The organism is Enterococcus sp. AZ067, from assembly GCF_051715005.1.
In the GTDB taxonomy this organism is placed as follows: domain Bacteria; phylum Bacillota; class Bacilli; order Lactobacillales; family Enterococcaceae; genus Enterococcus_D; species Enterococcus_D casseliflavus.
The window spans coordinates 205,411-227,723 of sequence record NZ_JBIOSY010000001.1 but is presented as its reverse complement, the minus strand read 5'-3'; the positions used below and the strand labels follow the sequence as shown (position 1 = coordinate 227,723).

The window sequence follows — 22,313 nt, the reverse complement described above, 5'->3', positions numbered from 1 at the left end:
CTTTCACTTTTTTCAGCGTTGGCGAAACGGTTGTCAGCACGTATAAAAATGTCTATTGATGAAGCCGTTCGACTGATTGACCACCGCACGTATCGACTTCGTACACGAAAAGATACGTGCTCGTGGTGGGCTTTCTCAGTCATCGTTAGTTGTTATACGGATGAATCGTCACGCCTTTGACCACCCGATTGACGGTACGCGTTGGCGAAGGTGTGTCGGGTGTATTCCCGACTTTGATCGATGCCAGCAGTGCGATCGTTTGTGCAAAGACAATGTCTGCTAAGGCAAGATAACCGTCTGGCAATGAAGTGTCATCTGGAAAGAAAAAGTTTGTTCCTGAGAAATTCACAGCTGTCGGCTGTCCGATAGCAGTCACTGCGGCGGCGATGCCGTCGCTCTTTAATTCTTCCAACATATCAAGATCATACTGCCGCGTGTAGGACGTATTGCTGACAAAGACAAAGACGAGGGTTTGGTCATCTACGAATGATTTCGGTCCATGACGGAAGCCCATCGAAGAATCGAACACGGTGGCGATTTTTCCCGCAGTCAGTTCCAATACTTTTAGCTGTGCTTCCCTGGTCAACCCCGACAACGTGCCTGACCCAAGGTAAACGATCCGCTTAAAGGAACGGTCCGTCAGTACTTGGAGTTCTGTTTCTCTGTCGATCACTTCTTGCCCCAATCGGCTAAGGGTTTCAACATAATGCCTCTTTTCTGTCAGAGGCGTCTGGTCAAAAATCAGCAGTGCGGAAAGAGCCATGCAAGAAAAACTTCCCGTCATTGCAAAGCCAGCATCATTTGACCGCTCAGGCATCAATAACAGATAGCTCGTTTCATCAGCGACAGCTTGTTGTGCCAAAGATCCGTCGGCTGCACAAGTGATCGTCAAATGATAACTGTCGGCAACGAATTGATCGACGATTTTGACCGCTGCTAAACTTTCTGGTGAATTGCCGCTTCTAGCAAAAGAAACGAGCAGTGTTGGTTCATCCGCAAATAAAACTTGTTCTGGAGCTGCGACAATATCCGTCGTAGCAATACTTTCAAAAAGATAATCCGCAGTTGCGCCCGTCTTATTCAAGTAAGGAACGATCGTATCTCCAACATATTGCGACGTCCCCGCTCCCGTGAAGACCACCCGAATGCGTTTATCCGTCTTTTGCTTGATGGTACGTAAGAAAGTCGCGATCGCCTCTTGCTTTTCTTGATAGATCGTCAAGGTTTCTTGCCAAAGTTCTGGCTGTTGTTTGATTTCTCTTGTTGTAATCTCCGCACCTAATTCTGCTAATTCCTTTGTTGACAGTTGAAACATCTTTCTTCCTCCTAGCTACTGTTTTTCCAGTATGTATTCCCAGTGACGGTGCGAGGAGCGCTTGTCTTGGATGAATGCTTAGCGATCACCCAAAGGGCAAACTTCCCCGACCTCACTGGTTTTGAATACACGCCTTTTCTTTGCTCGAGTGGATCATTTCAGACTGTCTAGGAAATGCGCTACTCGTCGTTACGCAAGTGGCGGACTTTGTATCTAAATTGGTCTGCTCGGGCAACACTCAAGGTGTATTCGATCACTTCATTTTCAATATTGAACGTGCTGCGTACCAGGTTCAACACTGGCGCACCTTCGTGGATTTTCAGCAATGCCGCATCTTTCGCACTGGCAATGCTGGCAAAAAATTCTTCGTCCGCGAGGCGGATCACTTGATGAAAGTCTTCATGGAATATATCGTACAATGGTTTTTGCTCGATCATCTCACTCGTTAAATGCATGAAGCGTTTGACCGGCAGATAAGAACGCTCGATCATCATCGGTTGGCCATCAGCAAGACGCAATCGTTTTAACTTATAGATCGGCTCGCCGATGGAAACTTGCAACTGAGTGGCAAAATATTTTGTCGCTTCCATTTTTTTGAATGCCAATACTCTAGTTTCTGGTTGTTTCCCTAGTGCTTTCATCTGTTCGGTAAAACTATACGAACCTGATAAATTGGTTGCCTGCTTGCGGATATCCGAGACAAAGGTGCCTTTGCCATGTTGGCGATAAATATAGCCTAATTTTTCTAACTCCTGTAGAGCCAAGCGAACGGTGGTCCGACTTAATCCGTAGCGCTTTGACAGCTCTCTTTCTGAGGGAAGCATTGTGTCTGCTTCCATTTCATTTTCGATTTTTTCAATCAGTAAATTTAACAATTGATCGTATAATGGTTGTCGATTTTTATTGATATTCATAAGCCCCTCCAAACTGGTTACTACCACATAACGAGTGTACTATTTCCCGATAGGCGTGTCAAACAATCGTCTACAGGGGCTCTGTTTCCTGAATTTGTGTCTTTTCACGCAGGAAAATGAACCAATTGCCAGCACGAGCTAAGCTGAAAAGTCAGCTGTTGCTTGCTTAGCAAAACTCCTCCTACGTGTTGCGCCGTTTCTTCTGCTAGCTTGCTTATTGCGGCCAAATGGATGGATACAGACCAAAGCCAGAACCGATCAAGCCGATCACTAGCAGCAAAGCGATACATTTCAACGGCGTCCAGCCGCGTTTTGATAAGAAGAAATACAGCATCAATGTGATGGTCAATGGAATCACTTGCGGCAAGATCCCATCGAGGATTTTTTGAATATCGATCGTCACAGGCACTTCGTTGACTTTGTTAAACGTCAATTCATATTTGCCGTTAGCCAGTTCGTTGACCGCCGCATTTTCTTGCAATGTGTCAGTCAAATGACCATTCTCATCCGTGGTATACAACATGTCTTCGTAAGCGGCAATGGCTACTTGATCATCCACGATCGTCGTCGCTTGCGTCACTTCATTGGTAGTGCCGTTAGGGATCTGAATATCCAAAGACGTCGCTCCATACACGCAGGTCAAGGAACCGACAACAAAAATCCCTAAAATACTCGCTGCTCGGGTAAACTCTTTGGCATTTTCCGTTAAGATGCCAATTGCATCTGTCCCTAAACGATAGGACCAGTGCATCAAGAAGTACCGCAAACCAAATTGGGCCGCATTGAATACCAGTAAGAATATAAACGGTGCAGCGATATTGCCGCTGATCGCCATATTGGCTGTGATACCCGCCGTGATTGGTACCAAGGTAAACCAGAACAACGCATCACCGATCCCGCCTAACGGTCCCATCGCGGCGACTCGCACTGCCCGAATCATGGGAATATCGGCTTTGTTTTGTTCCATCGATAAAATGATCCCCATCACAAAGTTCACCAAAAATGGATGAGTATTGAAAAACTCTAAGTTATGGCTCATTGAAGCAGCCAAATCCTTTTCATTTTTATGGATCTTTTTCAATCCCGGTAAAATACTGAATAACCAGCCTCCTGCCTGCATTCGCTCATAGTTGAAAGAGGCTTGTAGAAATAAGGAACGCCAGACCATATTGTTCAAGGTCTTTTTATCCAGTTGTTCTGCGGGCGCTTGTTCGCTATAAGAATCGGGAATATTATATGCCATCTTCATCGCCTCCGAAATCATAGGTATTGGCTGCTGCTACTTTAAATTTGGACTGGATTTGATAATCCCAAAAGGCTAATGCAAAACCGATAAAGGCTAGAATGATCAAGGCTGGTCCTTGCAAGGAAGGTGCCGCCATTACGATCGTGGCTAAACCAAACCCCATAAAGAAGAAGCCCCACATTTCTTTGGAAACCATCACTTTTAGTAAAATCGCAAAACCGACATACCGCATCATGCCCCCAGCTGCGCCGAGCCCACCCATCAACCATTGAGGGATCGCTGCGACCGCCTGATTCCCGAAAGCAGCACCGCCGATAAAGAATAAGACCACGATCAAGCCGAAGATCGTACCAAGACCCGCCATCGCTAAATAATTGATTCGATCAATCCCCTTCGTATTGGCATCATGGGCGTAGCTGTCGGCTTTTGACATCACTGGCGACATTAGTGAGAAGATAATCGTCACCCCATATTGCCCCAGCAAAGAAAACGGAATCGCCGTAGCAACCGCTACTGTGGGTTCCAGCTGCAGCGTGATCGCTAAGATTGCTGCCATAATTCCGCCAATCACCGCATTTGGCGGTTGCGCGCCGCCCACCGGCATATTGCCGATCGTCATTAACTGATACGTTCCGCCAACGATCAAGCCGGTTTGAAGATCTCCAAGAATAAGTCCGATAACCATCCCAGTAACAATGGGTTGGTACAATGATTCTAAAAAACTAAATTGATCGATCGCGGCAATGAATGTGACTATGAAGACTAAAATGATTTGAAAAATCGTGTAATCCATTTTCTTTCTCCTTCCTTACCTCTGCATTACTGAAACAATTTCTTTTCATCTTCAGCAGGTGTCGTTGGAACCCGCTGGATCACTAATTGCACCCCCATTTCCTTCAGTTTTTTAAAGGCATCGACATCTGCTTCATCGACGGCAACTGTCGTAGCAACCTGTCTTTTCCCTTCTGACATATGCATATTCCCAATGTTCAATTTCTTGATCGGCACCCCACCTTCAGCTAATTTCAACGCATCTTGCGGATTTTCAACCACCATGAAAATTTTTTGTTTTGGCGATGCTTTATGAATGATCTCGATGGTTTTTTGAAGCGAGAAATACCTCGTTTGGACGCCAGCTGGCGCCGCCATATCCATCAACCCTTGTCTGACTTTGTCTTTGGCGACCTTATCATTTGCCACTAAAATTAGATTTGCCCCCAACGTACCGTTCCACTGTGTGGCAACTTGCCCATGAATCAACCGATTGTCGATTCGCGTCAATAAAATATTTGGTTCTCCCATAAATATGTCCTCCTTCTATTTACTGCATGATTTCTGCAACCGCACTACGTTCTACTTCAATCACCGTTCCCGATTTCACCCTTAGATCCACTGTCTCTTTCCCAAGTGCTTGAATCTCCCCAATAATGCCGCCGTATAATTTGATTTTCTGCCCCTTTTTCAAGGACTGCTGCAATTCAGCGAAATAGCCTTTTTGCTTTTTCAGATGTTTCCCATTCAAGAAAGATGAGACCGCCAAAAAGAGAAAGAGAAAAACAAGCACCACGATTGAGGCTGCTAAGATCATTTCCCACATGTTTAAATTCCTTCTTCCTCATTGATTTCCTCATGGCCTTTGATCTTTCCGTGAAAAATACCGGTCTTGCCAATCTCTGCCAGTTCTTGGCAAAAACGCTCTGGATCAGCTGCTGTATATCTAGTCAACGAACCTTCCACTAGCATCAGCAGATTGCTGCCGCCGATGACCTCGACTTGCGGGTCCTCATTGGCAGCGGTCATCGCAACATTAAAAGGGGTCCCGCCCACAAGGTCTGCACAAATCACGACCCCATCACAGGTTTCCTTTAATTGATCGATTGCTCCTTGCAACTCTTTTTCAAAGCCAGCTAACGGATTTTCCTCTAAAAACGGCACTGCTAGAAAATGTTCTTGCGGCCCTGCAATCATCGCAAGCGCATTTTCCATCCCTTGCGCAAATCCTCCATGACCTGTTAAAACCAAACCAAGCATCTTATGTCCTCCCTTTATTCCCAACTGGTAGTAACCACATATCCAATATAAACGCTTTCATTTAGTCTGTCAACAAAATTTTTGTTTTTATATAAAAATGTCTTTGTTATCTTTAAATACGAAAAAGAGCGCCAAAACAATGATTGTAAAACAATAAACTACTTGAAAAAGGTATTGAAATTCATCAATAACACGACAATAACGTTATTTTTAACTAATAAATCCACTGGTTTTTGCGTCCTGGTATCTAAAGAACCAGGAGTCACTCCACCATTCATCGATACAACAATCAACGTTGTTAAATAAAGGAACTATCAGCAAATTTGCTGCCTTAATAAAAAAACCAGTTAGGTATAATCCCTAACTGGTTTTGATCATCGCCAAACTCATTTTCCATTATGCGTTTTATTAAATTGTATTGCCATTTTTTTAAGAATAATTCATGTTATTAACTTAAACAGGTTAGAAATAACATGTTGCCTTATAATCCTGAAACTTTAAGAATATAAAAACCACCCATACTAACAGATCTCATATAAAGCGTATCTTGGTGGAGCCGATTTACTCTAAATACACTGTTTTCACGTGAAACAAAAAACCCTAACCAACCAGCAGGATCGCTGTTTGATTAGGAAAGAGGTACTGCTTTATTGTTCGGTCAACCACGTGCGCGAGTGTTCGACTTCTTCATACGTTAACTGATGACTTGGGGTCCAAACGGTTGAAAGGACTGCTCCCCGTGAGGTGAAGATCTCTTGGACGTAAGCACTGTCAGCTAGGGAAACGATCGGGTCGTTTCTGCCAAAACTCAGAAACACATGAGTGTCAGGCAAGGAATTCGTCGGTAAATTCTCGACTGGATACATGGCGTGGTAGAGGATCGCTTTTTTGAAGTGGTCGCTATCATTTAGTAATAAGCGAATGGCAATGTTGGCGCCATTGGAATAACCCACCAGTACCACTTGGGCTAATGAAAAGTTGTATTCTTTGGCGGCTTGCCGAATGAAATCGGCTAAATCGTCGCCGCGAAGTGCTAAGTCGGTTTCATCATACACCCCTTCAGCTAGACGTTTGAAGTAACGAGGCATGCCGTTTTCTAAAACGTTCCCGCGAATACCTAATAGTGATGCTTGGGGATCAAGGGCTTTGCCTACTTCCAGCAACGACTGTTCGTCGCCACCAGTGCCGTGGAGCAGCACCAAAACTGGTGCATCGGCTGCTCCTTGTTGGTAGATTGCTTTCATCGAAGTTCCTCCTTTAACTTGGTCGTTTGATATCGAAAATCTCCCCAATCGTTGCGTAAGAATTTCCCGCTAGCCGGCTGACTGCTTGTAAGGCACGGGGATCGATCTTGCCGTCTTGATAGACATCCTCTGCAACCTGGTAGCCGACGACTTCCAACAACAAGAGATCGGCAGTGATCTGCTGGTCTTTTTTGATGGGTACGTGCTGATGCAGAATCGTTTCTAAGCGGACACTGGCTTCGTTCAAGCCAGGAACGGCAATTGTTTTCGACGCCGTTGTAGTAAACCCAGAAACCGTCAACTCGCTTTGGTCTGCGGGCAATAATGCCGCGGTTTTATTGGCCTCTTGGACATTTGTTTGATCCAAAATATGCACGACGGCTTCTTTCGTCGCTAACAGATTGCGGGCGGTGTCTTTCAGTTCCCCCTCTTTGCGCTGGATAGCCAACGAGAGGATCACGGGTTCTGAGCTGACGATGTTAAAAAAACTGAATGGGGCGATGTTGACGATACCATCGGCTGATTGCGTACTGACCACTGCCACTGGCCGTGGAATGATGGAGCCAATCAGTAGTTTATAATTTTCTCGTTGGGTCAAATCCTTGGGATCTAAATAGTGCATACAGCGTCTCCTTTTTTCTAAACCGATAAGTCTGGCAAGCGATCCTCGATCTCTGCACGGCGGCTTTCAAATTGGGCTGGCAGCATCAACTGCTGTCCTAACGTTTCTAATGGTTCATCAACTAAAAAGCCTGGGGTTTCTGTTGCGATCTCAAAGACGATGTTGCCCCGCTCTTGGAAATAGACGGCTTTGAAATAGTTGCGGTCCTTGATTTCAGTGACTCCGTATCTTTGATTGTACAAGTACTCTTGCCACTCTTTTTGTACTGCTTCCGTTGGCACTGACCACGCGATGTGATGGACGGTGCCGACACCCCAGCGCCCTGCTGGCTTTGCTTCATGGGGCACGACGATCTCATGAGCGAGGGTGCCTGCGGTATGAAGATGGGTGCTTTTCTCTGTTTTGTTAAAAATGTTTAGTCCTAGATCATCTGCCAACGTTTGAATGGTCGCTTCTGGTTGTGCCGAAAGCAAGACGGCCCCATGAAAGCCTACAATCGCTGGTGTTTCCGCCGATTCTTCGGCTTCGACTAACGCCAAAGACAGGTCATGCTGATCATGAAGTTCTAAAGTTGGCCGATCAAACAATGTACTTTCTTGGACAGTTACTTGATGTTTCGCCAAATGTTCTTGCCAATAGGCACTGCTGCCTTTAGGAATACGAAAGGCGATCGTGCCGACTTGTCCGCTTCCTACTCGTCCAGGATGGGCATTTGCCCAAGGGAAGAAAGTGATGATGGTCCCATTTTCTAACGCTTGATTGCTGTAATAAAGATGATACGTGTAGGGATCATCAAAATTGACGGTTTGTTTGACGAGGCGCAACCCCAACACGTCACGGTAAAAGGCAACGTTCGTTTGCGGATCGCCTACGATGGCTGAAATATGGTGGATCTGTTGAATGGGTTGCATACTATGTGCCTCCTTAGGCGCGTTTTGTATTGAAGGGTTTGATGACTCCTTCGATGTATTCACGGCGATTTTCTAAAAATGGTGCCAATGATAAGGATTCACCCAATGTTTCATACGGCTCATCCCCCATAAACCCTGGTTCATCTGTCGCTAGTTCAAAAAGAATATGGCCGATGCGCACATACAACGACTCAAAATAGTAGCGATCGACATAGCCAGAGTTGGCCAATCCCAAGTTATCAAAGACTTCTTGCCAGACTGCTAATGAGTCATGGTGGGCTAAACGAAAAGCGACATGATGCACTTCGCCGTCCCCTTGTTGTGCTTGCGGGCTCGTGGTATCTTCCACTAAAACGATTTGGGCGCCATTGCCGCCTTCACCGACTTCTAGCAAATAGCGATTGTCTACTTGATCAATGGTTTTGAAATCAAAGACGGATTCCAGCAGCCCTTTGAAATCTGCCAAATAAGAAACAGACATTTCAACAGGACCTAAGCCATAAATCGCAAACTCAGTAGGAACGGGTCCTTTTTCCCAAGGAGTACCAGCTTTCACGCCAGTATTGTGTTCATCAGAGATCAGTTGATAGGCTTGCGTATCAAAATCCCAAAAGCGCAACACTTTTTTCCCAAATTCGGTGGTGATTGCCTCGTGTTTTACCTCAAATTCATCAAAGCGTGCGGCATAATAATCAAGGGCTGCGTCACTGGGCACTCGGAAACTGGTACGGGTGATCGAGTTGGTTCCTTTGCTACCACGAGCGGTATTGGGAAAATCAAAGAACGTCATGGTCGTTCCCGGTGTCCCTAAATCATCCGCAAAGTAAGTATGATACGTATAAATGTCATCTTGATTGACGGTTTTTTTCACTAAACGCATCCCTAACACATCTGTAAAGAAATGGTAATTCCGTTCCACATCACTTGTCATAGCCGTCACATGGTGTACCCCTAATAATTGGTCTTGTTTTCTCATTTTCTTTTCCTCATTTCTGATCGTAAGTTATTTTTCGTAAAATTGTTTTTAATTGTTGCAATTCTTCACTGCTGAGTTCGGAAAAACTCGCCGCAATCTTTTGTGCATGACTGGGAAAAATTTTCTCCATCAACGCCCTGCCTGCTTCCGTAATACTGACGTATGTTACCCGTTGATCTTCTTGGCTAGGTTCCCGTTGCACGCAGCCTTTTTTGACTAATTGATCGACCACGTAGGTTGTGGAGCTGCTGGCGATCAAGATTTTTTCCTTGATGGCTTGCGTCGTAAGGGTGCCTTTATGGTAAAGCAACTCCAGTACGGAAAACTCTGTGATATTTAAGCCATAACAACGGACATCTTTTTTTGCCACTTGTTCCAAACGACTCGCCGTACGCAGCAAACCGATGTACGCTTTGAGCGCTTCTTCTTGATGCGCCATTTTACTCACCTCTTTATTTCGAATTCGAGATAATCATAACTTACTTTTTGTAAGTTGTAAAAGGATATGCTTTGGGTATTTAAGAAAATCATTCAATGCTTTTTTTTGTAGAGATAAAGAACACTTAGACACTAACGACGGTCCCGCCTTTTCTCTATGAACCCGCCAAATCTAAAAAAAAAGCGGAACTTATGAAAGGTTCCATAAGTTCCGCTAAATATATATTTCAATGAAAAGGATTCGATCCATTCCATGTACCGATCAATGAAGCGCTGATTCCGACGCATACTTGTCTTTTTTAGATCATTGTGGTCGGCTGCACCTGTTTTTCCAAAGCCAGCAGCCACTTTTTGCGTTCGACACCGCCGCCATAGCCGCCGATGCTGCCATCGCTATTGATGACGCGGTGGCATGGAACGATCAACGCCAATTGGTTTTTTCCGTTGGCATTGGCAACAGCTCGGGTGGCTTTTTCATTGCCGATTCGCTGTGCCAATTGTTTGTAAGAGTATGTTTCTCCGATCTTCATCGCCAACAGCTGCTGCCAGACGGCTTTCTGAAAATCAGAGCCGATCAATGCGATGGGTACCGTGAAGACAGTTCGATTCCCTGCAAAATATTCCGTCAGTTCTTGCTTGAGTTGCTGAATGATTGCTGTTTGCTGCGGAATGATCACTGCATTCAAGCGGCTTCTCAAAACAGCAATCTCCGTTTCTAGCCCTCTGCGATCCACGAACTCTAACAAGTAAAGCTGCTGCTGGTCGCTGATCGCCAACATTGATCCCAGCTTGGTCTCAAGCCAAGCAGAAGAAAGAATCGTTTTTTCGCGGCTGTTGGAAGGCAACTCCCCCATAATCCGAGAAAACGCATCTCGAAAGCCGTTGCCAGAATCGAAACCGGCTTCTAATTGCGCTTGGATCAACGGTTCTCCTTCACGAATCTGCTTAAACGCTAATCCTAAGCGGCGTGCACGGGAGTATTCGATAAAGGTCATGCCAAAATATTTTTTGAATTGTCGTCGTGCGGTATTGGGATGGATCGCTAGTGCTTCAAAATCTTTGTCGGTCCACTTTTTCTCTGGGTTACTCTCCACGGCTTCCACCAGGCTTTTCACGTCAGGGGATAAGTGGCTAGGCGAGCTGAGCGGGCGACATCGTTTGCAGGGACGATACGCCGCCAGCAGCGCTTCTTGTGCCGTCTGAAAAAACTCGCAATTTTTTTTGAGCGGTTTTTTCGCTGGGCAGGTGGGACGGCAAAAGACGCCGGTGGTTTTTACCCCAACGTAAAAAATCCCTTCATATTGGGAATTTTTTTCAATCAGCATGTCGTAATAGTGGTCCCGTTGACGGCTATCTTCAATCATCTTGCGCACCCCTCCTTCTTTTCTATACTTACAAAAATACTTTGTGCTTGTCCAAACACACGACCAACCAATGCAGCAGCCTGCAAAGGCAGGTCGAAAATTTGCCCACATCCTTCTGATGACATACGATCACCCTTTCCTCTGAATGACCTTAGTGTACAAAGAATGGTCTTGACGCATCCCATAAAAATTAACACCAATTTTTTAAAAAGGATCGAAGGCAGTTATCCTCCGATCCTTTTGATTTCCCGTTTGCCTATTTTTCGGCGAATCTTAAAAGCAACGCCTACAGGAACCTAGACCGTCGCCTTCTGCTTGACTTGCAGGGCACTTTTTTTCAGCAAGACTCGCTCCAAACGGGGGCGATTATAGCGTTGGATCATGATGAATGGGCAGTTGGCCAATAACGCATAGGCGATCATCACCCAGCCCGCCCACGTAGGATTCCAGAGGAAAAAGAACGGTGCTGGAACAATCAGCAGCCAATGGGTCAGCTCTGCTCGGCGTGTCTCGATGACGAATTTTTCCAGATAGTCCTTTTGTTGCTGAGCCAAGCGAGATTTGTCAAAGCCTTTTTTGGCAATCACAGTGCCGTCGGGCAATTTGTCTTTCCACTGACGAATACGAAACACCTCCGACCAGATCCTACCGCCTTTTTCAAAGGCAAAAGAACGGAACCAGTTGGCATGACGTTCAAAAAAGGCATCGCTGACTTTGCGCAAGCCAAAGGAGATGCCCAGATGTAACAGCAGCCAAGCCAAGCTGTCTGTAATGAGCAAGAGCAGTGGAGATAAGGTGATCAGCGGCATGTGCATCGCCTCCTATAAATTGATTTTGCGTCCTTTCCAGGTCACGGATTTCAACAAATGGGTTTGGATCCACGACCAACCAAATAAGCCTAGGAAAAAAAGAAAGTAACATGGGAAAAAAAGCAGCAGGATTCGGTTGAAGTTGCCGACACGGCGGGCAAAGCACAGAGTTTGTCCAAAATAAGCAGCATAAAAAAGCAGTCCTAGCCAAAGCGGTTCCATCAGAAATGGTGCCGCCAGTACCCCAATGCCGCCGCTGATCCACAAGATGACGCCCGCCATAATCAAAGGGTGAGTGGATTGCGAAGCAGTAGCAAAGTCCTTCGTCCAGCCTTGAACAAGTTGACGAACACCAGCTGGATACATCCGAAAGGCCACCAAGTCTTTTCCACCATACAAGGCGATCGGCAAGCGTTTTTTCTTAAAGCGTCTCGCTAATGCTAGATCATCTAAGATTCCTTGTGGCATGTCCTGATGTCCATTGGCTTGAAGGTACGCAGTTTTGCTGCACAAAATACACGGACCAAAGGCGCCGCCAGCTGAGAGTTTTTCGCCTACGATAGAAAAGCGGTTCAACCCGACAGGTAAGACGACATTAAAGACGGCAGACAGTTGTTCATACAGGCGCTTCGTTTGATGATAGGGCTGCACCGAGAGCAGTCCTTGTCCCGATCGCTCCTCATACGCAGCGAAAAGACGCTCTAAGCCATCTTCTGCTAGAAAGAAGGTATCGGCATCCAAAAATAATAGATACTTGCCCACCGCTTGTGAGGCGCCTAACCAACAAGCCGCCGCTTTCCCAGCAGAATCAGCAGTGGTTTGCAAGACCGTCGCACCGAAGCCCTTAGCACAGGCGATCGTCTCGTCTTCCGATCCGTCATCAACCACCAAAATCTCCACAGGATGAAGGGTTTGCTGCTGCAAGGACGCCAACAATTGCGGCAAATTTTCTGCTTCATTGCGGGCGGGGATGATGATCGACAGTTCTCCCCTCTCCGTCAAGTCTTTGGATGCGGCTGTCTCCTTGCGGGTGGGTATCGTCGGCAGGCGGAAAAAAAACAGCCAGCCTGCCAGCCAAGCAGCGCAAATACCAGCGAGCAGCAGGTACACAGTCATCATCCTTTCTTGTCTTAGTGTTCTCTTTTGGTGATCATCTCACTGACTTGCTGGCCACTGAGGGTCACCATCGGCATACCGGCACCTGGATTGACCGTACCGCCAACGAAGTATAGATTGTCGTAGCGTTCGCTGTGTTTCGGGTGTTTAAATCCATGATTTTTCTTGCGGTTAGAGACCGTGCCGTAGATGGCACCGCGATGTGACAAATAATTCTTTTGGATGTCTTCGGGTGTCCAGCGGTCTTCATACACGATGTGCTTACGTAGATCCGTTAAGCCCATGTTTTCCAGCTTGATCAAGATCCGTTCACGAAAGGCATCGTATTCCGCTTCCGTAAAGGGTTTATCCTGCAAATAAGGGATATGAGGCAAGATTTTGATGTTCTCATGCCCTGCCACTGTTTGCGAAGGATCGGTTTTGTTGGCATTGACCAAATAGATTGTTGGATCTTCTGGCAGCTGATGCTGATGGAAATTTTGATCAAAGTTTTCTTTTGAGGCATTTGAAAAGAAAAAGTTGTGATGCGCCAATTGCGGATAGGAGGTTTTGACCCCTAAGTGCAAGACAAAACCAGAACTTGCTGGTTCAAATTTTTCTTCCAGTTTTTGAGTAAAGGTCGGCGCTTCTTCTAACAGCTCTTCATAAGCCGGGATCACTTCCATGTTGGAAACAAAATAGTCGGCTTCGATCAACGTGCCATCATCCAAACGAGCGGCACGGATTTGTTCCTGTTCAACGATCAATTTTTCTACTTTGTGTCCCGTGTGGAAGGTCACACCAATCTCTTTTGCTAAGCGAACGATGCCTTCGGCTAAACGGTGCATCCCGCCTGGCACGTACCAGACACCTTGGGCATGCTGCATGTAGATCATCATGTTCAAGACGGCTGGGGCGTCATAAGGAGACGAGCCGACATACTTGATAAAATAGCTCAGCATGTCTTGCAGCTGCGGATTGCTGACACGTTTTTGAATGGCATCATGCATGGAAGAGAAATAATCAAAGCCTTTCAGCGCTTTGATCACGCCGTGATACTTCAAGATTTCTTTCGTGGTATCTAAGCCTTTCTCGAAATAGCCTTTTTCCGTGATATCATAAATCTTTTGCGCATAGTCCAAAAAGTTTTGGTACTCTGCCATGTCTTTTTCCGACAAGTGGGGGTTTTCCTTTGCCATGCGGGCAAGATCGCCATAGAGATCAATCTTGGTGCCGTCGGGGAAAAAGGAGCGCCATTCCAATGGCAATCGGCGAATCGCAACATAATCCGCCATATCGCGATTGCTGCCAGTAAATAATTTTTCAAAAATCTGCGGCATCGTCAAAATCGAAGGACCTAAGTCAAAGCCGAAGCCGTTTGTTTCCAGTCGGTTCAACTTGCCGCCTAAGTGGTGATTTTTTTCATATAATGATACATCAAAGCCATTTTGGGCTAATGAGACCGCCGCTGATAGACCACCAAGTCCGCCGCCGATCACTACAACTGTTTTTTTCTCTTTCATTGAATTGCTCCTCGTTTGCTTTAATGAACGTCCCTATTTAGCCAAACCTTCTCGTCAAAACAGATGGTTGCGTCTCACTGCAACTGCGTGTCTTGGCACTGTTTTGGCATTGACCACTTGAATCAAAGGATCGTTTTTCTAGATAATTCTATAGTATCACACCTTTGAAAAAATGACGGGGATGAGCCTATCGGTCAACTGATGCTGTTTTTTCTCAACCATGATTTCAGCGAATGAAAAAACAACCTGCTGGAAAAGAAAGGAAACCCAGTCATTTCGCCCATTCCGAAAATATTCTTTTTATAACAACAATTATCAGAATAGTTGAACATTTTTGACGTTAATACCAGCGAAAAACAAATCTTCGTATGGTTACGAAAAAACGCGTTTGAGCCAATTTGGAATATCCTGTACATTGAATGTAGCGAAAGTCCTTCCCCCAATCATTTTTAAAAAACAAACGGACCTTCTCAGTAAGACATTGCTTAACAGTGACTGTTTTTGATAATGACACGTATTGTCGCTTTTTCCTAACACTAATAAGGAGTATTGATATGAACTTAAAAACGATCCAATCAGCCGAAGAATATGTAAACTTTTTTGACGAAGAATTTATCCACTCGCCCTGTTCTTATACTCATCCGAAAATCTTTAATTTTTATCTCTCTTTGCGCCAACGATTTTTGACGATCTATGAACAAGAAGAGGGTACTTTTTTCGAAAAAATGTCGTTGCTACTAGATATCGACGCACAGCTGCAAATACTAAAAGAACTTTATGTTTTAAAAATTTCTTCTCTAAATGAGTATGCGGAAGAAGAGATCATTCAGCTGACGGTCAAAGACAAAACCTGTTTCTATCGGGAATTGACCGGTCTTCAGCTAAACCAAAAGGCGCCTTGGAGTTTGATTTACTTAAGTGAAGCCCAATGAGTTCGCCCACATCGATCGATTGAATTGAAAACCGCTGGTTCCAAAGGCTTGCATCCGTACCTGATGCACTCCCCACTTCCCCTCCCCACACTCCTGCACAGCTGCGGAGAGTCAAGCCATTAAAAAAGAAAGCATCTTTCCTTCTCACTGTTTAAGCAGTGAAGGAAAAATGCTTTCTTTTCATGTAAAAGGCCCTTTCTAGCAGCTCTTTAGGTCAAAACATAATGGGAAACTAGAAGAGGTCTTTTAAGGCAAATTGGCGGGTGACGTTAGGATTGATCCGTTCAAGCAGTCGATTCCAGTCAGAAGAAGAAGGAATCGTTTTGAAGACGATGCACTCAACGATATCTCGAAATTCGGTCGCATGCTCGGCATAGTTCGTCACTAGCAGATCGATGGTGTTTTGTTCTAAATACTGAGCATTGACTTCCCCTGAGTCAGGATAAAAGACTCGATGGGATCGGCTAAAATAGCGGTTAGACCAGCCTTCAATGTACTGAACGATATTGTTATTTCCTTCGAAGATAAAGGCGATATTTTTTCGGGGAAACCAATGACGTTCTCGAACAGACTCGATATAAATCACTAAGTTTGCACAAAAATCCGTCAGATACTCCTCAGAATAAAGGTTGTGGTACTCGCGACTATTTTCTAAAAACTCTCGGTAAGCAGCAAACTCCTTAGGAAAGGTTTTCTTAATAAACGCATTCACATCATAGATATTGCGATTGGCAGACGTGGATAAGCACTCCTTCAATTTAGCAGAGGTAAAAAAGGATTCAATCAGAATCTGATCCTCTTTGGGCTTTTTCGACGATACATTCAACATCTGATAAAACTCGTTGGTCAACGTGCGGATCTCTGTCCAATGATTATACGAAAGACAAAACTTTTGTTCGACGATCACATTTTGCAGTTTTTTCTTTGTGATAATACTAACAAATAAGAAGATAAGTTCATCGTTCGTCAATCGACATTGAAAGTACTTTTCAATGACCCCATTGATTCGTTGAAAATGCATCAACTGAATACTGTGTCGCAAGGCGTGGTACAATTCGGCGTTGATTTGCACAGTCTTGCCTTGCATAAATCGCTCAAGCGAAATATAGAGCAGATACGTGTATTGTGAAAACGAAACGGTGTGGTAACTATTTTTGTCAAACATCCTGCCGATTTCCGTTACTGCCTGTTGGACCGCAGCTGGCGGAAATACAGTGTGGGGGGTGCTGTCCGTTTCATAAAAAAAGGTACAAAAGAAATTGCGGATATCTGCTTCTTCCCCAACGATATTCACAGGATCTAATGCTAGCTGGAGATCAAAACGTGCCAGTTGTTCATGAATGCGCTGCAAGTACTTCGATAAGGTACTCTTAGATAAAAACAAGCAGTCCGCCCACTCATCGATCGTCTTTAACTCTCCAATAAAAATATTTTCCAATAAAATAAAGAGCGGTTCATTCGCTAAAAGCGAGGCTTTTTTCTTTTCATACTGTGAATAATCAAATAGTTCAAACGAATAGCCTTGATTGGTGGAAGTGATCAGGATCAGCCCACAGAAATACTCGTTGATCTGACTGATGTCTTTGCCAATCGTCCTCGTGGTACTAGTTGTTACTTCAGCCAATTGACTGGCACTGCAAATTTCATTTTTTTCAAATTCACTTAGAATCTGCAGCCATCGAACGGTCGATTTGCTTGTGACAAAACTCAATTGAAAATTTTTCAAACATAAGCTCCTTACTAAAAAATTTCTTTTTTGCGGCTAAATTACGCATGAAAGGCGCCTAAGCAGTCTCATTATATCGGTTTTCATCCTACATAAAAAATCGGTTTTTTCATAGCTTGATGAAAAAAAGCGTGGATTCCAGACTACTGTTGTATAACAATTATTTTATCGGCTATTGGAAATAGTGCAAGGATTTCGCTTTTGCTTTCATCAGATTCTGCTTAAGGAACAAGAAAATTCTTTGTATCATTTGCTTCATTTTGAAAAAAAACTGCTATGTTGAAAATCACCTATGTTTTCTTTATTTGTCTAAACGTGTCTGACATGATGTTTAAAAGCTGCTCATATTGAGATTCTTGACTTGTTTTTTTCACTTGTACGTTAAAGTCCTGTTCAATAAATTGTTTGGGTATCAACTGATCCATTTCTATTTTTGAAAGCCGCTCAATACATTCCGCTAACAGTTGGTAATCCTTTGCGAGTGTTTGCGGCAGCTTGTATGTTTGGGTAAAAAAAGAATAGCTTGCAGTCTTTTGGATCGTTAGTGCCACCTGTTTTTGAATCAAATAGTGCAATTTTTCTAATTGCTTATCCGTGACGGATCGTTCATCATTTCGTTCAAATAATTGACAATAATAGTCTAAAAATTCACTATTAGCCATCACTGTCTCAAAATCCGTTTTATTTATTCTCATAAAATGTTCTCCTCTTTTTCTATTTTATGCATCACTGTTTACGACGTTCTTTTCAACGATCAATACTGATAGAAAAAAGGAATAGACTTATAATTAATGCACTTCCTGATTATTCGCTCCCCTACTTCGTTAGCAAGTTTTTATTCGTAGGGGTAACAACTGTAACAATTTTGCTTCTCCGCTCGTCACCAAGAGCATGCGAATCGACCACTTGTGCTGCTTGCTGACCGATCTGCTCACGCCAGTTTATGGATTAGCAACGGTTACGGTTAGGTGAAAATTATAAAGAATCTATGTACGATTTTTTTAAACATTTTTTTGGTTTTCATGAAAAAAAATTAAAATCGTGCTCTCGAAAAAATGACTAGAAAAAAACAAAAAAAAAGAAAGCATCCATGATACTCTCTTTTTTGTCTATTCTTATTTTGTTAAAAAAGCGATTGGATCGATCAATTGCGCTTGACTCAAGCTTGGCGATGCACTGACTTCAAAGTGCAGGTGTGCGCCTGTGCTATTGCCCGTACTACCCATGAGGGCAATCGTTTCTCCTCGTTCCACTTGTTGACCAACCTTCACAAGGTTCTGTTGATTGTGGGCATAGAGTGTCGTCATCCCGTCCTCATGGAGAATCGCTACATAATTCCCCCAAGAAGGATGAACCTCTGAACGGATGACCGTTCCAGATTGACTCGCCAGGATTGGGGTCCCAAACGCTGCGGCAAAGTCAACGCCCCGATGAAAGCTTCCCCAACGTGGGCCAAAAGTAGAAGTGACAACGGCTTTTTCAACAGGAAAAAGATACGTCTCACTTGCGGTCACATCAGGTTTTTTCTGATCATAACGGGTCAACGCATAGGCTTCGATCAAAGCTGTCAGCTTTTGATCATACGTCGTATCTGTGGCATACCGACCAGTCAAATAACGGGCAGCCTCTTGATAAGAAGCCGCTTCTGATTTCCATACGCCTTTATAAAAATCAGACTGCTGCCCGACCCCTTCTTTCAACAAGCGAGCATAGTCCATCAATGACTCTTTGTAGCCAGTATATTGGCGGAACGTTGCCGTGATCGTATAGTGATTTCCCGAACCATCATCTTCTTGTGTCCGAAAAGCGACACCCTGTCCTTGATAGGTTCCTTTGATACCAAAGAGATTGAAGTACGGCGCCTGACTCAGTCTGCTTTGCCCGCCACCTGACTCTAAAATAGCCTGTGCAATCATGACAGAAGCGTACAAATCATTTTTCAAGCCGATTTCTCGGGCATCTTCACCAATTTCTTGGATAAAATCCCACACTTCTTTTACTGGTGTGACCGTCAAGGTCGTTTCGCTACCTTGGTGCGGTGTCGGATCGGATTGACTTGGCGCGCTTGGTGCTTGGGTGCTTGGTGGCATGACCGGTGACACAGCCGCAGGTGTTTCTTGACTTGCATCACTGTTTGCTTCTGGTGTCGGTTTTGTTTCTACAGGTTTTGACGGTTTGGGCTTCTCTGGCTGCGTCTCAGGTTTGGGTGCTTCAGGCTGTGTTGGTTTTTCTGGTTTCGGTGCTGGCGTTGGTTCTTCTGGCTGAGAAGGCTCTGGCTTACTCGGTAGCTCTGGCTCTGGCTCTGGTTCTGGCTCTGGGGTCGGTTGGGGAACTGGGGTTGGTTCTTCGGTTTGCTCTGTCCCCTCCGGCACTGTCTCAGATCCTTCTGGTACACTTTCTACAGGTACCGATCCTTGCTCAGAATCGGGCACTTGTCCTTCCACTGCTGGAGCGGTTTCTTCGATCGTCCCAGCTGTGCTGCTGTCACTTGCTTGTGCAGCTGTTTCTGATGTTTGGGTAACGGTCGTACTTTCTGATGCAACAACCGCAGCTGAAACTGGCACACCAGCTAAAAGTTGTCCGCAAACCAAAAGAAGCGCTACCCCTTTTTGCGAATGCTTCATAGGCGAAATCCTTTCTCTTTCTTTTTCCTCTTAACAACCTCTATTGAAAAAACATCTTGCCATCCAATTAGTAAATAAATATCAATTCTCTTTTATTATACTACGCTTCGTTTTTTCGACTCAAGCAAATGACTCCCGCCCTAGCGAAAGAGAACGAGCTTTTGGAGAATGGGTCTACTGGTAAAAGATCACGTTTTGCATCCAACGCATTGTCGATCCTCGGCTTCAGCAGTTTTTTTCTGTTGCCTAAGATCCTCTGGCGTCATCAGAAAAAAACACTGTTGTTCAAATGGGCGGCTGCCCGTTGAACAACAGTGTTTCAATTGTCTCTTCTTGCTCCATTGGCTTTTTATCGAGCGTTGGGAGCCTTTCTATTCGTGCTTCATTTTTCTCAAGTTTATGTATGATTTTTGGCAATTGGTTTCTCAGGTCCTTGCTATACTTACTCTGAAGGGTTGATATTCTTGGAAATTTTCTGCTGGCAGTCAAAGGTTTCAAGAGATTATGACCAAAAACGCCGAACAGTTGAAGGTGCCATTATCTGTGCAAATGATTATGCTATAATTATTTAAACTTATTTTTCGGAGGCTGACATGAAAACATTTCAATTAAAATTCATGCGAAATCGTACGTTGATTCGCTGGCTGCAATTGTTGAATGAATTTGAGAAAAGTCCCTCCCGTACACTGGGAGAACTCGCTGAAGTGACCGAGAGCAGTACGCGTACGTTGATTACTGACATTGCTAGCTTGCGAGAGTATTTTAAAGGGGCTATGGCGATCCACACAGCAAAAATCGGGTATCTTTTTGAAGAAATCGATCATGATAGGTATCGAAAGCAAAAGCAAGAATTGATAAAAGATGAACCGATTTTCCAGATTTTAGAAAGTATTTTTTATAATGAGCAGCAAACCCTCTTTGATTGGAGCTTAACGCTTAATATTTCTGAACAAGCGCTGATCAGCTACTTCCGGAAAATACAGCCATTTTTATCCCCTTTTGGTTTAAAAATCAAAACGGATCCCGTCTCTTTGGCAGGTTCGGAGATCGATATACGAAAATTTTTCTGTCTTTTTTACTACGAGTCTGACATTAATGTCCACACGTTATTTCCCTCGATCCATGTACAAGATGCGGTGATGGAAATCACTGACCTTTTGGAAACGAAGGCCTTACAGAGCTCTTCTTTTTCTTATTTTGCTTATATCCTTTATATTAGCGTGGAGCGCAGCAAACGCGGTTTACTTGCTGCCCCCTCTCCAGAACTAAGCGAGTTAGTTAAAAAAAATGGTTTACTTTCAAATTATGAGGACCTTAAAAAGATTATCCAGCGTTATTTTACCTTTGATTTTCCTCAAGAAGAAGCAATCTATCTTCTGACTTGCATCATTTGTCGTCGCAAACTCAACACCGATCTAGAAACAAGCAAAGCGTTTTGTCTTAACTATAACCACTGGCCCGCGATCAAACAAATCACTGCTGATTTCTATGCCCAAAATCGCGGCAACAGCTTTGATGAACAAAAAGATTTGCTTTGGTTAGAGTCATTCTTTACTATTTTCAAGCTTCGTGAGTTGTTATCGCCAACGATGAACGTCAACATCGATGATTTGAATGCTTTCGTCAAAGAGAAATTTGCGGCTGAATATAAAAAAAATCACCAGTTTTTGCTCTCACATCCTCTTGTGAAAACACTCTATTCTTTCGACCATTTGGATGATTTTTGTGCAAGTCTCACCTTCCACATGGAAGCCATCATTGAAGAGAATTGGGGCACGCGGAGAACTATAGCTGTTATTTTTGAAGGTAACGAGTATGTTTGTGAGTACGCTGAAAGTATTATCCGAAAATATCTTGGCGTTTATCATGAAATGTACTACCCTGATTCAAACGAACTCTCCCACGAGTATTTAAAAGAAAAAAACATTAATTTTCTCATTACTAACTACTCCGAATACGCCACTGAATACTTACTGGATGTTGAAAGTGTCTTATTAAAATCAATACCCGACGCTGCCGATTGGAATTATCTTTTGAATCGAATCAATCCGAGAATTTTGCGGTTGGTCGTTCTTGATAATACGTAGTAATTCCAATCATTCACGCCGCTTCTCCAAAGAAAGAGAATTGATATTTCCTTGTCGCCTTTAAACGAACGCCTGACTAATCCTCCCATATAAAGCTGTTCTTTTTTAGTGGAAGCAGCTTTATATGGGACTTTTCCAATGAATCAAGTACGCTTTTTCCTTCTACGCTGCTACTATCAGCAATCATTGCTCTTTGGATTGATCTGCACTTAAAAATGTCCGTTTCGTAAAAGCCAGTGCGCCTACGAGGGTCATGAGTACGATGATTGGATGAGAAGATGCAGACAAGATCCCCAAAATCGCCGTCAACAGCGTGCCCGTATAACTCAAACCGACTGCCCATTGCTGAAGCCTTGAAAGCTCTCGCAGCTGCCCTTTGAAGGCCACCCCCAGCATCATTGCTCCGACAAAAGATAAAAGGCCAAAAACTACATGTAACAGTAACATTCTTTTTCC

22 protein-coding genes are annotated in these 22,313 nt (G+C 44.2%); 2 read left to right on the top strand and 20 right to left on the bottom strand.

Annotation, left to right across the window (positions count from 1 at the left end):
• Positions 1-145: 145 nt before the first annotated feature.
• The 16 genes from IGI82_RS01060 to IGI82_RS00985 form a co-directional block, all read right to left on the bottom strand.
• Positions 146-1,315: an SIS domain-containing protein gene (locus IGI82_RS01060; protein WP_271771425.1), complete on the bottom strand. Its 1,170-nt coding sequence runs from the start codon at positions 1,313-1,315 to the stop codon at positions 146-148.
• A gap of 179 nt (positions 1,316-1,494) precedes the next feature.
• Positions 1,495-2,229 carry a GntR family transcriptional regulator gene (locus IGI82_RS01055; RefSeq protein WP_005226773.1) on the bottom strand — a complete coding sequence of 245 codons (735 nt, stop codon included), beginning with the start codon at positions 2,227-2,229 and terminating at the stop codon, positions 1,495-1,497.
• Between the two features lie 214 nt (positions 2,230-2,443).
• On the bottom strand, positions 2,444-3,472 hold the full coding sequence (locus tag IGI82_RS01050) for a PTS system mannose/fructose/sorbose family transporter subunit IID (RefSeq protein ID WP_271771427.1): 1,029 nt from the start codon (positions 3,470-3,472) through the stop codon (positions 2,444-2,446).
• The gene (locus IGI82_RS01045; protein WP_005226770.1) at positions 3,462-4,268 is read right to left on the bottom strand and encodes a PTS mannose/fructose/sorbose/N-acetylgalactosamine transporter subunit IIC; all 807 of its coding nucleotides are present in this window, start codon (positions 4,266-4,268) and stop codon (positions 3,462-3,464) included. Before IGI82_RS01045 ends, IGI82_RS01050 begins: the two co-directional genes overlap by 11 nt.
• Positions 4,269-4,294: 26 nt before the next feature.
• The gene (gene agaV, locus IGI82_RS01040) at positions 4,295-4,777 is read right to left on the bottom strand and encodes a PTS N-acetylgalactosamine transporter subunit IIB (protein ID WP_438841711.1); all 483 of its coding nucleotides are present in this window, start codon (positions 4,775-4,777) and stop codon (positions 4,295-4,297) included.
• 19 nt (positions 4,778-4,796) lie between these two features.
• On the bottom strand, positions 4,797-5,072 hold the full coding sequence (gene yajC, locus IGI82_RS01035; RefSeq protein ID WP_008376459.1) for a preprotein translocase subunit YajC: 276 nt from the start codon (positions 5,070-5,072) through the stop codon (positions 4,797-4,799).
• A gap of 2 nt (positions 5,073-5,074) precedes the next feature.
• Positions 5,075-5,506, bottom strand: coding sequence for a PTS sugar transporter subunit IIA (locus IGI82_RS01030; RefSeq protein ID WP_413153927.1), 432 nt, complete (start codon positions 5,504-5,506; stop codon positions 5,075-5,077).
• A 647-nt stretch (positions 5,507-6,153) separates the two neighbouring features.
• Positions 6,154-6,750, bottom strand: a complete 597-nt coding sequence (locus tag IGI82_RS01025; protein WP_438841710.1) for an alpha/beta hydrolase — start codon at positions 6,748-6,750, stop codon at positions 6,154-6,156.
• Between the two features lie 13 nt (positions 6,751-6,763).
• Complete coding sequence (locus tag IGI82_RS01020; protein WP_438841709.1) at positions 6,764-7,372, bottom strand: flavin reductase family protein; 609 nt, start codon at positions 7,370-7,372, stop codon at positions 6,764-6,766.
• Positions 7,373-7,389: 17 nt separating this feature from the next.
• Positions 7,390-8,283 (bottom strand): VOC family protein, encoded by an 894-nt coding sequence (locus IGI82_RS01015; RefSeq protein WP_438841708.1) that lies wholly within the window; start codon positions 8,281-8,283, stop codon positions 7,390-7,392.
• A gap of 13 nt (positions 8,284-8,296) precedes the next feature.
• Positions 8,297-9,259, bottom strand: a complete 963-nt coding sequence (locus IGI82_RS01010; RefSeq protein WP_015508789.1) for a ring-cleaving dioxygenase — start codon at positions 9,257-9,259, stop codon at positions 8,297-8,299.
• Positions 9,260-9,269: 10 nt separating this feature from the next.
• Complete coding sequence (locus tag IGI82_RS01005) at positions 9,270-9,698, bottom strand: MarR family winged helix-turn-helix transcriptional regulator (RefSeq protein ID WP_438841707.1); 429 nt, start codon at positions 9,696-9,698, stop codon at positions 9,270-9,272.
• A gap of 298 nt (positions 9,699-9,996) precedes the next feature.
• The gene (locus tag IGI82_RS01000) at positions 9,997-11,061 is read right to left on the bottom strand and encodes a bifunctional transcriptional activator/DNA repair enzyme AdaA (protein ID WP_034859230.1); all 1,065 of its coding nucleotides are present in this window, start codon (positions 11,059-11,061) and stop codon (positions 9,997-9,999) included.
• 296 nt (positions 11,062-11,357) lie between these two features.
• Positions 11,358-11,870: a glycosyl-4,4'-diaponeurosporenoate acyltransferase gene (locus IGI82_RS00995; RefSeq protein WP_438841706.1), complete on the bottom strand. Its 513-nt coding sequence runs from the start codon at positions 11,868-11,870 to the stop codon at positions 11,358-11,360.
• Positions 11,871-11,882: 12 nt separating this feature from the next.
• On the bottom strand, positions 11,883-12,989 hold the full coding sequence (locus IGI82_RS00990) for a glycosyltransferase (RefSeq protein WP_438841705.1): 1,107 nt from the start codon (positions 12,987-12,989) through the stop codon (positions 11,883-11,885).
• Positions 12,990-13,000: 11 nt separating this feature from the next.
• Entirely contained in the window at positions 13,001-14,488 is a 1,488-nt protein-coding gene (locus tag IGI82_RS00985) for a phytoene desaturase family protein (RefSeq protein WP_438841704.1), read from the bottom strand.
• A 554-nt stretch (positions 14,489-15,042) separates the two neighbouring features.
• Between IGI82_RS00985 and IGI82_RS00980 the strand changes: the two genes are divergently transcribed.
• The gene (locus IGI82_RS00980) at positions 15,043-15,420 is read left to right on the top strand and encodes a DUF7006 family protein (protein WP_115231562.1); all 378 of its coding nucleotides are present in this window, start codon (positions 15,043-15,045) and stop codon (positions 15,418-15,420) included.
• Positions 15,421-15,652: 232 nt separating this feature from the next.
• Here the strand turns inward: IGI82_RS00980 and IGI82_RS00975 are convergent, their stop codons facing one another.
• From IGI82_RS00975 to IGI82_RS00965, 3 genes are all read right to left on the bottom strand, one after another.
• Complete coding sequence (locus tag IGI82_RS00975) at positions 15,653-17,146, bottom strand: helix-turn-helix domain-containing protein (RefSeq protein ID WP_271771447.1); 1,494 nt, start codon at positions 17,144-17,146, stop codon at positions 15,653-15,655.
• A gap of 290 nt (positions 17,147-17,436) precedes the next feature.
• The gene (locus IGI82_RS00970) at positions 17,437-17,841 is read right to left on the bottom strand and encodes a hypothetical protein (protein WP_271771448.1); all 405 of its coding nucleotides are present in this window, start codon (positions 17,839-17,841) and stop codon (positions 17,437-17,439) included.
• A 420-nt stretch (positions 17,842-18,261) separates the two neighbouring features.
• On the bottom strand, positions 18,262-19,770 hold the full coding sequence (locus IGI82_RS00965) for a peptidoglycan DD-metalloendopeptidase family protein (protein ID WP_438841703.1): 1,509 nt from the start codon (positions 19,768-19,770) through the stop codon (positions 18,262-18,264).
• 593 nt (positions 19,771-20,363) lie between these two features.
• Here IGI82_RS00965 and IGI82_RS00960 point away from each other — a divergent pair.
• Positions 20,364-21,857 carry a helix-turn-helix domain-containing protein gene (locus IGI82_RS00960; protein WP_438841702.1) on the top strand — a complete coding sequence of 498 codons (1,494 nt, stop codon included), beginning with the start codon at positions 20,364-20,366 and terminating at the stop codon, positions 21,855-21,857.
• Positions 21,858-22,040: 183 nt separating this feature from the next.
• On the opposite strand, the gene IGI82_RS00955 is transcribed toward IGI82_RS00960, so the two are convergent.
• Positions 22,041-22,304: a hypothetical protein gene (locus IGI82_RS00955; RefSeq protein WP_005232670.1), complete on the bottom strand. Its 264-nt coding sequence runs from the start codon at positions 22,302-22,304 to the stop codon at positions 22,041-22,043.
• Positions 22,305-22,313 lie beyond the last annotated feature (9 nt).

Bases quoted from the DNA above. Each gene is read 5' to 3' on its own strand.
- IGI82_RS01060 (WP_271771425.1), bottom strand. From the start codon at position 1,315: ATGTTTCAACTGTCAACAAAGGAATTAGCAGAATTAGGTGCGGAGATT.
- IGI82_RS01055 (WP_005226773.1), bottom strand. From the start codon at position 2,229: ATGAATATCAATAAAAATCGACAACCATTATACGATCAATTGTTAAAT.
- IGI82_RS01050 (WP_271771427.1), bottom strand. From the start codon at position 3,472: ATGGCATATAATATTCCCGATTCTTATAGCGAACAAGCGCCCGCAGAA.
- IGI82_RS01045 (WP_005226770.1), bottom strand. From the start codon at position 4,268: ATGGATTACACGATTTTTCAAATCATTTTAGTCTTCATAGTCACATTC.
- agaV (WP_438841711.1), bottom strand. From the start codon at position 4,777: ATGGGAGAACCAAATATTTTATTGACGCGAATCGACAATCGGTTGATT.
- yajC (WP_008376459.1), bottom strand. From the start codon at position 5,072: ATGTGGGAAATGATCTTAGCAGCCTCAATCGTGGTGCTTGTTTTTCTC.
- IGI82_RS01030 (WP_413153927.1), bottom strand. From the start codon at position 5,506: ATGCTTGGTTTGGTTTTAACAGGTCATGGAGGATTTGCGCAAGGGATG.
- IGI82_RS01025 (WP_438841710.1), bottom strand. From the start codon at position 6,750: ATGAAAGCAATCTACCAACAAGGAGCAGCCGATGCACCAGTTTTGGTG.
- IGI82_RS01020 (WP_438841709.1), bottom strand. From the start codon at position 7,372: ATGCACTATTTAGATCCCAAGGATTTGACCCAACGAGAAAATTATAAA.
- IGI82_RS01015 (WP_438841708.1), bottom strand. From the start codon at position 8,283: ATGCAACCCATTCAACAGATCCACCATATTTCAGCCATCGTAGGCGAT.
- IGI82_RS01010 (WP_015508789.1), bottom strand. From the start codon at position 9,259: ATGAGAAAACAAGACCAATTATTAGGGGTACACCATGTGACGGCTATG.
- IGI82_RS01005 (WP_438841707.1), bottom strand. From the start codon at position 9,698: ATGGCGCATCAAGAAGAAGCGCTCAAAGCGTACATCGGTTTGCTGCGT.
- IGI82_RS01000 (WP_034859230.1), bottom strand. From the start codon at position 11,061: ATGATTGAAGATAGCCGTCAACGGGACCACTATTACGACATGCTGATT.
- IGI82_RS00995 (WP_438841706.1), bottom strand. From the start codon at position 11,870: ATGCCGCTGATCACCTTATCTCCACTGCTCTTGCTCATTACAGACAGC.
- IGI82_RS00990 (WP_438841705.1), bottom strand. From the start codon at position 12,989: ATGATGACTGTGTACCTGCTGCTCGCTGGTATTTGCGCTGCTTGGCTG.
- IGI82_RS00985 (WP_438841704.1), bottom strand. From the start codon at position 14,488: ATGAAAGAGAAAAAAACAGTTGTAGTGATCGGCGGCGGACTTGGTGGT.
- IGI82_RS00980 (WP_115231562.1), top strand. From the start codon at position 15,043: ATGAACTTAAAAACGATCCAATCAGCCGAAGAATATGTAAACTTTTTT.
- IGI82_RS00970 (WP_271771448.1), bottom strand. From the start codon at position 17,841: ATGAGAATAAATAAAACGGATTTTGAGACAGTGATGGCTAATAGTGAA.
- IGI82_RS00965 (WP_438841703.1), bottom strand. From the start codon at position 19,770: ATGAAGCATTCGCAAAAAGGGGTAGCGCTTCTTTTGGTTTGCGGACAA.
- IGI82_RS00960 (WP_438841702.1), top strand. From the start codon at position 20,364: ATGAAAACATTTCAATTAAAATTCATGCGAAATCGTACGTTGATTCGC.
- IGI82_RS00955 (WP_005232670.1), bottom strand. From the start codon at position 22,304: ATGTTACTGTTACATGTAGTTTTTGGCCTTTTATCTTTTGTCGGAGCA.